Consider the following 10,081-nt stretch of genomic DNA (forward strand, 5'->3'; position numbering starts at 1 on the left):
AAAAAGGAGAGATAGCCCCTTCTATCAGGGCGCAGGCCGGCTGATGGCACGAAGGCCTGCAGGAGTAGGAAAAACAGGCGGAGCGAGGGAAAAAAGTTGATAGACTTTTGTCTACTTTATTGACAGAACCACAAATTCTACCAGCATCGAGAACTCCTGCCCGCTTTTCCATCACTTTCGCAGAAGAATAACGCTTCGGATTTCTGCTGCCCACGCAGGAAAGCAGAAAGAAGCCTGTCAGAGCTTTCTGACAGGCTTCCCGCAACATATTTACTCGCTGATGAACCAGCTGCTCAAATGTTCTGTCCAGAGCTCGTGGCCCTCCTGGTTCGGCATGTTCTGGTTGTCTTCGTCAAGGTAATCCAGCAGCTCGTCGTCATCCACGGGCGGCCAGGCTTCCCAGTGGTCCACGTAGTCGTAGTCGCCGTCGAGTACGAAGGCTTCAAATTCTTCCACCTGGTCCGGATAGATGCTCGTGCCGTGAACCGGAGCGGATGGCTGGATCATGACGAAGACATCTTCGTTTTCCTGTTCCACGACAGAAACCATTTCCATCAGGTTTCCGCGGGCGTTTTCCATCGGCACCGCTGCCAGGTTATCGTTCCAGTTAAAGCTTTCCAGAATAAAAATATCTGCTTCTTCGTCCGCCAGCGCCGTGTGGGCATTCTGATCGATGATTTCCTGAGAAGTATGCACGCCGAACGTTATGCTTTCCACTTGAAACAAATCGTCACCGTATGCCTCGTTCAGCTCCTCCTGCAGAAGCACGGGCCACGGGGTGATTCCCTGGTCATAGTAGTCTGTGGAGGAGCGGGAACCGGCTACCAGAATGTTAACGGCTTCCCCATCGGCTTCTTTTTCCGCAAGGAGCTCAGCTATCGGCGTTTGAAGTCCGTCCGTCAGCTCTTCCACTTCATTGTCCTCTGCCTGCTCTGTACCGCTCTCGTCTGCGGATTCCTCTACTTCTTCCACTTCTTCTGTCACTTCTTCTGTCACTTCTTCCTCCACATTTTCATCCAGCTGCACAGCGTCCGTGCCATTCATCTGCTCCTGTGCAGAAGTAGCCGTTTCTTCCAGTTTTTCATTATAATAAAAGCGCCCGCCGAGGATGATTAATATAGCACTGATGATAACTCCGGCCATGATAAACTTTTGCACTACTTTCCCTCCTGCTTCCTATTGTTTCCTTCATTATACTTTTTTTCACAGGAACGGTACAGGAAGAATTTCGTGGAAGCTACCGAAACAGACGCCGACGCTTAATATGCATCGGCTGTTCACGCCGGGCCCCTCCCTGATTGAGCACCTGCCCAGCGTTATAACGCCATTGTTCCACCGTCCGCTCTCCGAATTTCCGGCTCACCGTCTGCTCCGCCTCTTCCAGCAAAAAGCCCCGGTGAGCCGTATCATGCGCGTCCGTAGCAAGAAAATGTGCCAGCCGCGCTTCGATAATATCTCCGGTAAAACGCTTTACTTTCCGGCCGAAATTTCCGAGAACGCTTCCTGCTGTCAGTTGAGTCAGCGCCCCGTTTTTAACGAAGCGGTACAGAAGCTCCGGACGGGCACGTAGTTCTTCGTTCCGCTCCGGGTGTGCGATTATAGGTTTGTAGCCTGCCATCTGCAGGTCATAAAATACGTTTGCAGCGTAGGTCGGCACCTGATCTTCCGGCAGTTCCACAAGCACGTACGGACTGGCCGCAAGCGTAATGGCGCTTCCTGCCTGCAGTTCCTGGATAATCTCTCCGTGCAGGCGGATTTCCTGCCCGGGATAAACTTCCAGAGCAATGTTGCGTTTCTGCAGCTCATTATTTAATTTTTTTGTTTCCTGTTTGATCGTTCTGCCGGGGTTATAAAAGGTCCCTGACTGATGGTGCGGAGTGGCAATGAGTTTTGTAATACCGGCTGCAGCTGCCGCTTCAGCCATTTCCACAGCATCTTCCAGTGTAGGTGCCCCGTCGTCCAGTCCGGGCAGGATATGCGTATGAATATCAATCAAAACAGCTTCCCCCTTCTCTCTATGAATCGATGTCCTTATTTTTCTCCGTAATAGTAGTAGTACCCGCCCTGTTTCTTTTGTCTTTTGTTCAGCACAACACCCAGAATATTAGCCGAAACGTTGGTGAGCAGCTCTTTAGCCTTCACCGCATCATCCTGTTTTGTCGAACCGCTTCCGGCCACAAGAATAACCCCGTCACTTTTCGTTGAAAGTACCTGCGCATCGGTTACCGCAAGGATTGGCGGTGTGTCCATCACCACATAGTCGTATTCCTCCTGCGCGGTTTCCAGCAGCCAGTCCATCCGCTCTGACCCGAGAAGTTCTGCGGGTTTTGGCGGAATAGGACCGGACGTTAACACGTCCAGATACGGGACAGCCGTTTTCTGGGCGGTACGGTCCAGTTTTGTCTGATGGATGAGCATCGTTGTCAGTCCGACGTGGTTTTCGAGGGTGAACGTGTAATGGGTAGTTGGTTTGCGCAGATCGGCATCAATCAAGAGCACCCGCTTGTCCTGCTGCGAAAGCATCGTAGCCACATTGGCTGCAGTTGTTGACTTCCCTTCGGATGGGGCAGTCGATGTGACAACAATTTTCCTTGCGGGGTCAAGCGTGGCATACTGCAGATTCGTGCGGATCGTCCGGTACTGCTCTGCGACCGGTGATTTCGGCCGGAAATGAGCAATCAGGCTTCGCTGCATGTCGTTTAAAGAACTCTGCACCGATTTCTTTTTAAATAAGTTACGCACCGCTCTGTTCCCTCCTTTCGGTCACTTCCGTGTCCATGTCGCTGCCGCCGTCGTTCCAGTTTTTATCTTCCTCATCGATAATGCTGACAGAGCCGAGCACCGGCAGATCGAGCACTTTTTCCACGTCCTGTTCGTTCCGGATCGTATTATTAAGAAATTCCAGGAGAAAGGCGAGCCCGACCGAGCCCATCAGACCGACCACAAAGGCAATAGCCATATTCAGCGCAGGGTTCGGACTGACGGGTGTCACGGTGTCGCTTATATCTGCCGGAGATAAAATATGAATGTTATCGATGTTCAGAAGCATCGCAATCTCTTCCTGGAAGACTTCTGCTGTAACATTCGCCGTTTCCACCGCACGCACCGGATCCGTATCTTCAATCCGGATCGTCACGACTTGTGACTCCCCCTCCTGATTGACACTCAGCTGCGGGTTTGCCGTCATACCAACCGCTTCATTTACCTGATCAAGAATATACGGACTCTGAAGAATGACGTTATATGTGTCAATATACGTCGAATCACTCTCAAATGGATTGGCAGAGGAGAGAATCGAGGCCCCTGTTGCCGCCTGGCTGACGAGTACCTGGGTGGATGTTTCATATTTTGGCGTCAGTACAAGGTAGCTGACTGCAGCGCTCGCCGACACCGCCATCAGCGTTATAACAGTAATCATAACAAGTCGTTTTTTTATTGTTTCAAGTATTTCTTTTAAACTGATTGTTTCTTCCATAATATCCTCCATCAGTGATGTTGTTGTTTCTCTTTAATGGTCGAAAATCTGATTGATGGCTTCCAGGCGTCGGGTCTCTTTTTCTGCATTGTAAATCAGCTTGAACTCCACTGCTTTATCCGGATCGTGCCCGTGTTCCTCGAGGGCCGTCTGCAATTCTTCATAAATATCGTCAAACCGGTCATCTGCCTGGTTTTCCAGACGCTGTACCCGTTCCACGTAGCGGGCCTGAATTTCATTGCCTGATTCGTTCATCTCCCCGGCCTCGTACTTTTTATAGTCGCTCCGGGCGTCAGAAACCACCTGTTCCACGATTTCTATCTCCTGGCTCTGCAGCTCCTCAAACTGTTCCAAATACGTATCGAGGATTTCCTGCGCCTCAAGCTTCAGACCGGCTCCACGGTTTCCGCTCTGCCCCGGGGCGCTCCCGCTTTGGGACTTGCCGCGTTCCGAGGCGCGCTCAGAAGCTCCGCCGCGGTTTTCGGAAGCTCGGCTGGCTGCGTTGTCCCCCCGGTCGGAGGACGGCGCAGCACGGTTATCGGAGCGGTTTTCTTTTTTCTCAGAAGAAGATCCTCCGATCTGACCTGCACCAGCCCCTTTTTCCATTCCAGTGGAGAAAGAACCGCTCCCGGACGCAGAGGAGGTATCTCCTTTTTCAGCGGAAGATCCCTCTTTCTTTTCTGATCCGCCTTTGGTTGTATCGTCTTCTATGATATTTCCTTTATAACTCCCGTGATCGTCATTATCGATGGACGCTCCGGTATTGCTGTCGTCTTTTTCTGCCGCGGCTGCTTCGGCGGCTGCTCCAGGCAGATCTTCAGCTTTTTCCTCCAGAAATCGGATAATTGAAGATCCGGGATTTCTGTTGCCGTCATGATCTGTCTCAATACGTTCCATAGCTTCCTCTGTGGTACGTTCTACTTCATCATTCCAAAAAAGCTGCCCAAAGAGAACGGCTCCAGATGTGACAACGATGGCTCCCCCAATAATAATCATTTTCTTCATATGATATTTCCCCCCTTGATTTTAATTAAATTAAAAAATACCCCTGCGGACGTTTTTACCAGTTCTTCGACCGGCTGTTTTTTTCACTTTAGAGAACTAAACTGCCTTTCCATCAGCCTGCGCTTCAGAAGTGCGCAGCATTTATCTTCTGCTTATTTTACTGAACGACTTATGTACTAGGAAATTATTTTCTATTTTAACAGCTCAGCTATTATACCTATGTAACTTTACTAAAAATTACCGTTTTTTACAATCCAATTTTATGTTTTCGCTTTGATTTTTGAAGATAAATACAATTTTCATGTTTAACGAAACGAAATCCGGGTAAATAAATAATTTTTTCAAGACTTTATTCCTATAAAAGTAGGGCACTTAAATTTTGGCTTAAAAAACAATTCTGGTACTAGTATCCTTTTCTTAACTTCAAGAACATCCCCGTCTACTGTTTTGGTTTTATGCTATATATCGTCATGCCGTTCTTTTTATGCAATAAAAGCGTGCTTTCTATTATCCAGTTTCTTTCCTCTCTTTGCTGCGGTAAGATAAACGTAAATTGCTTCGTCCAGGAGGTATAATCGATGACTGACCACCCTGCGAAACGACTCACACACGCGTTTCTTTTTGATACAGCAACACTCCGGGAAGCTGTCCGGATGTTTCAGAAAGAAAATACACCGGTGCTTGCTGTAATCGATGAAAATTATTTTGTTGAGGGAATTTTGAAGGCATCAACTGTTCTTTCTTATCTTGAAGAAAACCGCGACTTGAATCTCCCTCTCCCCGCTTCGTGGATCGAGCCTTCCCCGGTGCTTTCTTCCGACTTTTCTGCCGAAGATTATCCGGACAGGGAGGCTGCGGTGCCAGTTACGGAAGACGGCATCTTCCTAGGCCTCGTTACGTCCCAGGCAGTCGTTCAGGAGCTGAAGGAAAGCAGTGTTTCCAGCCGGCAGAACGCGGAAATTCTCGATGTGATTTTTGAAACGGCCTATGAAGGTATCGCGGTCGTCGATGAGTTGAGCCGGATCACGAAAATGAATAAAGCGTACCGGAATTTTCTCGGCATCCCGGAGGATGAGATCGTGGAAGGACGGCCGGTCACGGAAGTAATCGAAAACACCCGCCTGCACGTAACGGTCGAAACCGGGAGCCCGGAACGCGGAAAAACGCAGATGATTCAAGGCCAGAAAATGATCGTGCACCGCATCCCGATCTGGCGCGGCGACAAAGTAGCAGGGGCGATCGGCATGCTCATTTTTGAAGGAGTGAGCGAGCTGTATCACATTCTTGAAAATGCGGGCCGAACGCTCCCTCCCCTCTCAGCCGCTCCGGACGTCCCAATGCCGACGGAGGAAGAAAGCCGGCAGGTCACGTTTGAAAAAATGATCGGCACGAGCTCCGCACTCCAACAGGCGAAAAGCCGGGCACGAAAAGCGGCGCGGACAAAAGCGACGGTCATGATTACCGGAGAGAGCGGAACCGGCAAGGAAGTATTCGCCCAGGCGATACGCAGTATGAGCCCGCGGGCGGACGAGCCGTTTGTGAGCATTAACTGCGCGGCAATTCCGGAACAGTTGTTGGAAGCCGAGCTTTTCGGCTACGAGGAAGGAGCGTTCACCGGGGCCCGGAAAGGCGGTCAGGCCGGGAAATTTGAAGCGGCCCATAAAGGAACCATTTTTCTCGACGAAATTGGGGATATGCCGCTGCACATGCAGACAAAAATCCTCCGGGTGCTCGAGGAGGAAGCCGTCGTACGCGTCGGTGGCCACAAAGTGATACCGCTCGACGTGCGGGTAATTACCGCAACAAATCAGAACCTGCTGGAAAAAGTGGCCGCCGGCACGTTCCGAAAAGACTTGTACTACCGGCTGAACGTCATTCACCTCGAGCTTCCCCGGCTGAAAGAAAGAAAAGAGGATATCCCCTCGCTCATTGAACATTACGTGCCGCTGCTTACAGAAAAGCACCAGCTGCCGGAAAAAGCATTTGAAAAAGAAGCCGTCGCCGCTTTACGCAACTACTCATGGCCGGGAAACGTCCGGGAACTCGTCAACCTGCTGGAACAGGTGCTGACCCTCACGGACAATCAGACGATCCGCTTCAAGGACCTGCCGGCTGTCGTTACCGGCTCCACCGCCTCTGATAGCGACAGCAGCTTTCTATCGCAGGAACGGGGAAAAAGTGAAAAAGAAATCATTGAACAGGCGCTTCTGGAAGCCGGCCATAATAAAACATCGGCCGCGAAAAAATTAGGCATCCACCGGACAACGCTGTATAAAAAAATGAAGGAGCTGCACATTACTTAGTGCAGCTTTTTCGCTACATATGTCGACTACACGTGTTGTTTTATGTATACGCTTTCTTTTGAGACTTCTTTAACGTCTCTCCTCGACACGCCGGTACCGGACTGCTTTACCGGATACATTTCCTCCTTTACTAAAAGTTGGCATAACTGTTGCATCTGTTAGAAGGGTAACCATCTAAAAGGAGGCATTTTATGAGTTTTTCCGCCGTCCATCTGCCGCGAAGCATTTTTTACGGGAAAAACAGCTTTTCAGAAGTCGGGAAAGAAGTAAGCAGAAAAAGCACGAAGACGCTCATTATCAGCGATGAAGTGATGCACCGTTTAGGGTACGTGGATGCGTGCTGCGATTATTTACAGAAAGCCGGTGTCGATTACGTCACGTATCTCGGCATCGCGTCCGAGCCGACGGATGTTTACGTACAGGAGGCACTGGATATGATCCGCAGCGAAAACTGCGACTCGGTCACAGCGCTTGGGGGAGGAAGCTGTATCGATACGGCGAAGGCCGCTGCCGTCCTTGCAGAGAATGAAGGATATATCGGTGACTACGCGGGCGGGAAAACGACCGCGAAAAACGATCCGCTTCCACTCACCGCGATTCCGACAACGGGAGGTACCGGATCGGAGGCCACAGACGTTACGGTGATAACGAATACCACGGACGACGTAAAAATGATGATCAAGCAGCCGGCCTTTATGCCCGATACAGCGATCGTCGACCCGCTTTTAACCGTTTCCACGCCGCCCGGCATTACGGCAGCGACGGGAGTCGATGCACTCACCCATGCGGTTGAAGCGTATATTTCCAAAAAAGCGCACGCTTTCACCGATGAGCTCGCCCTTTCTGCCATTAAGCGCATTATGGAAAACCTCGGAACGGCTTACCGGGACGGGACGAACGTTAAAGCAAGAGACGAAATGATTTACGGCTCGATGCAGGCGGGAATGGCGTTTTCCAACGCCTCGGTCTGTCTCGTGCACGGCATGTCCCGTCCGATCGGTGCTTTGTTTCACGTGCCCCACGGCATCTCGAATGCGATGCTGCTTCCGGTACTGCTGGAATATGCGAAACCGGGCTGTACCGAACGGCTTGCCGCGATCGGCCGGCACGTATTTCCCGGGAAAAATCACCATTCCGATCCAGAAGTTGCCGATATGTTTGTCGATGAAGTCGTTTCGCTCTGTGAAGAATTAACGATTCCGAACTTGAAAACGTGGGGGATTTCTGAAGAAGCGTTCCGCCGCGTGCTTCCGAAAATGGCAGCGGATGCCGTCGCAAGCGGAAGCCCGGCGAATAACCCGGTCGTCCCTTCGGCGGAGCATATTGTGGAGCTGTACGAAAAAGTGTATGCGTTTGACTACGAAGAGCTTAAAAATCAACGAACCGAAAAGGAGCGATTGCAATGACAGTGCATACAGGAAAAAAACTGCAGAACTTTATTAACGGAGAGTGGGTGGAAGCCAGGACGGAAGCGTACAAAAGCGTTCCGAATCCGGCGACCGGGGAGGAAATTGCCCAGGTCCCTCTTTCTTCCAAAGAGGACGTGGACCGGGCGGTCGCGAACGCCCGGGAAGCTTTCCGTTCCTGGAGAAGAACGCCCGTACCAAAACGCACACGCGTCCTGTTTAAGTACCAGCAGCTGCTGATGGATCATTTCGAGGAACTGGCAGAACTGATCACGATCGAAAACGGGAAGTGTTATGACGATGCGTACGGGGAAGTACAGCGTGGAATCGAATGCGTCGAGTTTGCGGCAGGAGCGCCCCACTTGATGAAAGGCGAGGCGCTTCCGGAAATCGCTTCGCATATCGAATCGAGCATGTACCGCTACCCGGTCGGCGTTGTCGGCGGGATCACGCCGTTCAATTTTCCGATGATGGTTCCTTGCTGGATGTTCCCGCTTGCTGTCGCCTGCGGAAACACGTTCGTCTTAAAACCGTCGGAGCAGACCCCTCTTCTCGCAGAGCGTCTTGTGGAACTTTTCATGGAAGCCGGCCTCCCGAAAGGCGTGCTGAACATTGTCCACGGCGCACACGACGTCGTCAACGGCCTGCTGGAGCACGAAGAGGTCGATGCGATCTCTTTCGTCGGCTCACAGCCGGTCGCAGAGTATGTGTATAAAACCGGCACGCAGTACGGTAAACGCGTCCAGGCACTGGCCGGAGCGAAAAACCATTCGATCGTCCTGAAAGACTGCGAAATGGATAAGACGATCGAAGGGATTATCGGCGGAGCTTTCGGAAGCGCCGGACAGCGCTGCATGGCAACGTCCGTTGTCGTCGTCACAGAAGACATCGCAGACAGTGTCGTTGAGCGTCTTATTCAGGGAGCCGATCAGCTGAAGCTCGGTGACGGCCTCCAGTCTGACGTAAATCTCGGGCCGGTGATCCGAGACGCTCACTTAAAGAAAGTGCATGATGCTGTCGAGGAAGGCATCGAGGAAGGGGCAGAGCTTGCCCGGGACGGACGGAAGGATGTGACCGGGGATCTTCCGGGCGGCTATTTTATCGGCCCGGTGATTTTCGACCACGTAACGTCAGCCATGAAAGTATGGGAAAAGGAAATATTCGCTCCGGTCCTGTCGATCGTCCGGGTAAAGGATTTAACCGAAGCGATTGAAGTAACGAATAAGTCCGACTTCGGTAACGGAGCCGTACTGTATACAACGAGCGGCAGTGCCGTGCGGGAATTCCGGGAGGACATCGAAGTAGGCATGCTAGGCGTCAACGTCAACGTTCCGGCTCCGATGGCGTTCTTTCCGTTCTCCGGCTGGAAAAAATCGTTTTACGGGGATCTTCACGCGAACGGAACAGACGGGGTGAACTTCTACACGCGCAGGAAGATGCTGACGTCCCGCTGGTCCTGATACCGGCGCCGAATAAATGGAAGCGGAGGCTGCCTGGGCAGGGCAGCCTCTGTTTGGGGCTTTTTAAAAAGGCTAATTATGGTTGGATGAGGAAAGTGCGGGTGGTGCAGGGCGGAGTGGGGACAAGGGACGGAGATTCCACTAACTTTCCTGGGTGCAAAACCTTTTGATGACCTTTCGCAGAAGAAAAGCGCTTCTGCGTTCTGCTTGGATCGGTAAAAGCGGTATGGCGGAGCGGCAATTCTACCAACCTGTCGCCGAATTCTACCAACTTTCCCCGGAATAGTTCCAACCCCGGTCCGGATTTTGAAGTTAGTATAAAAAGTAGACACATCAAAGTGATAGAATACAGCTAACGAAAGCAACCGGAGGAGGACGAGTGGATGGAGAAGGAGAAGAAACATTACGACAAGGTGTTCCGGAAATATGTCG

At 51.4% G+C, this 10,081-nt stretch carries 8 protein-coding genes; 3 read left to right on the top strand and 5 right to left on the bottom strand.

Going from position 1 to position 10,081, the window contains the following annotated elements:
• Positions 1-270: 270 nt before the first annotated feature.
• The 5 genes from C6Y45_RS16825 to C6Y45_RS16845 form a co-directional block, all read right to left on the bottom strand.
• A complete protein-coding gene (locus tag C6Y45_RS16825; protein WP_107586386.1) occupies positions 271-1,158 on the bottom strand; it encodes an SGNH/GDSL hydrolase family protein in 888 nt (295 codons plus the stop codon).
• A 79-nt stretch (positions 1,159-1,237) separates the two neighbouring features.
• Positions 1,238-1,996 carry a tyrosine-protein phosphatase gene (locus tag C6Y45_RS16830; protein WP_107586387.1) on the bottom strand — a complete coding sequence of 253 codons (759 nt, stop codon included), beginning with the start codon at positions 1,994-1,996 and terminating at the stop codon, positions 1,238-1,240.
• A 35-nt stretch (positions 1,997-2,031) separates the two neighbouring features.
• Positions 2,032-2,694, bottom strand: a complete 663-nt coding sequence (locus tag C6Y45_RS16835) for a CpsD/CapB family tyrosine-protein kinase (RefSeq protein ID WP_107586393.1) — start codon at positions 2,692-2,694, stop codon at positions 2,032-2,034.
• Positions 2,695-2,734: 40 nt separating this feature from the next.
• On the bottom strand, positions 2,735-3,475 hold the full coding sequence (locus C6Y45_RS16840; protein WP_107586388.1) for a YveK family protein: 741 nt from the start codon (positions 3,473-3,475) through the stop codon (positions 2,735-2,737).
• A gap of 33 nt (positions 3,476-3,508) precedes the next feature.
• The gene (locus tag C6Y45_RS16845; protein ID WP_107586389.1) at positions 3,509-4,480 is read right to left on the bottom strand and encodes a putative sodium/potassium/calcium exchanger; all 972 of its coding nucleotides are present in this window, start codon (positions 4,478-4,480) and stop codon (positions 3,509-3,511) included.
• 578 nt (positions 4,481-5,058) lie between these two features.
• Here C6Y45_RS16845 and C6Y45_RS16850 point away from each other — a divergent pair.
• From C6Y45_RS16850 to C6Y45_RS16860, 3 genes are all read left to right on the top strand, one after another.
• Entirely contained in the window at positions 5,059-6,783 is a 1,725-nt protein-coding gene (locus C6Y45_RS16850) for a sigma 54-interacting transcriptional regulator (RefSeq protein ID WP_107586390.1), read from the top strand.
• Positions 6,784-6,974: 191 nt separating this feature from the next.
• Positions 6,975-8,189 (top strand): iron-containing alcohol dehydrogenase, encoded by a 1,215-nt coding sequence (locus C6Y45_RS16855; protein WP_107586391.1) that lies wholly within the window; start codon positions 6,975-6,977, stop codon positions 8,187-8,189.
• The gene (locus C6Y45_RS16860) at positions 8,186-9,649 is read left to right on the top strand and encodes a CoA-acylating methylmalonate-semialdehyde dehydrogenase (protein WP_107586392.1); all 1,464 of its coding nucleotides are present in this window, start codon (positions 8,186-8,188) and stop codon (positions 9,647-9,649) included. Before C6Y45_RS16855 ends, C6Y45_RS16860 begins: the two co-directional genes overlap by 4 nt.
• Positions 9,650-10,081: the final 432 nt, after the last annotated feature.

Source organism: Alkalicoccus saliphilus (assembly GCF_003044065.1).
Taxonomy (GTDB): domain Bacteria; phylum Bacillota; class Bacilli; order Bacillales; family Salisediminibacteriaceae; genus Alkalicoccus; species Alkalicoccus saliphilus.

Excerpts from the sequence above, each read along its gene's own strand:
- C6Y45_RS16855 (WP_107586391.1), top strand. The coding sequence starts at position 6,975 with ATGAGTTTTTCCGCCGTCCATCTGCCGCGAAGCATTTTTTACGGGAAA.
- C6Y45_RS16840 (WP_107586388.1), bottom strand. The coding sequence starts at position 3,475 with ATGGAAGAAACAATCAGTTTAAAAGAAATACTTGAAACAATAAAAAAA.
- C6Y45_RS16860 (WP_107586392.1), top strand. The coding sequence starts at position 8,186 with ATGACAGTGCATACAGGAAAAAAACTGCAGAACTTTATTAACGGAGAG.
- C6Y45_RS16845 (WP_107586389.1), bottom strand. The coding sequence starts at position 4,480 with ATGAAGAAAATGATTATTATTGGGGGAGCCATCGTTGTCACATCTGGA.
- C6Y45_RS16850 (WP_107586390.1), top strand. The coding sequence starts at position 5,059 with ATGACTGACCACCCTGCGAAACGACTCACACACGCGTTTCTTTTTGAT.
- C6Y45_RS16835 (WP_107586393.1), bottom strand. The coding sequence starts at position 2,694 with ATGCAGCGAAGCCTGATTGCTCATTTCCGGCCGAAATCACCGGTCGCA.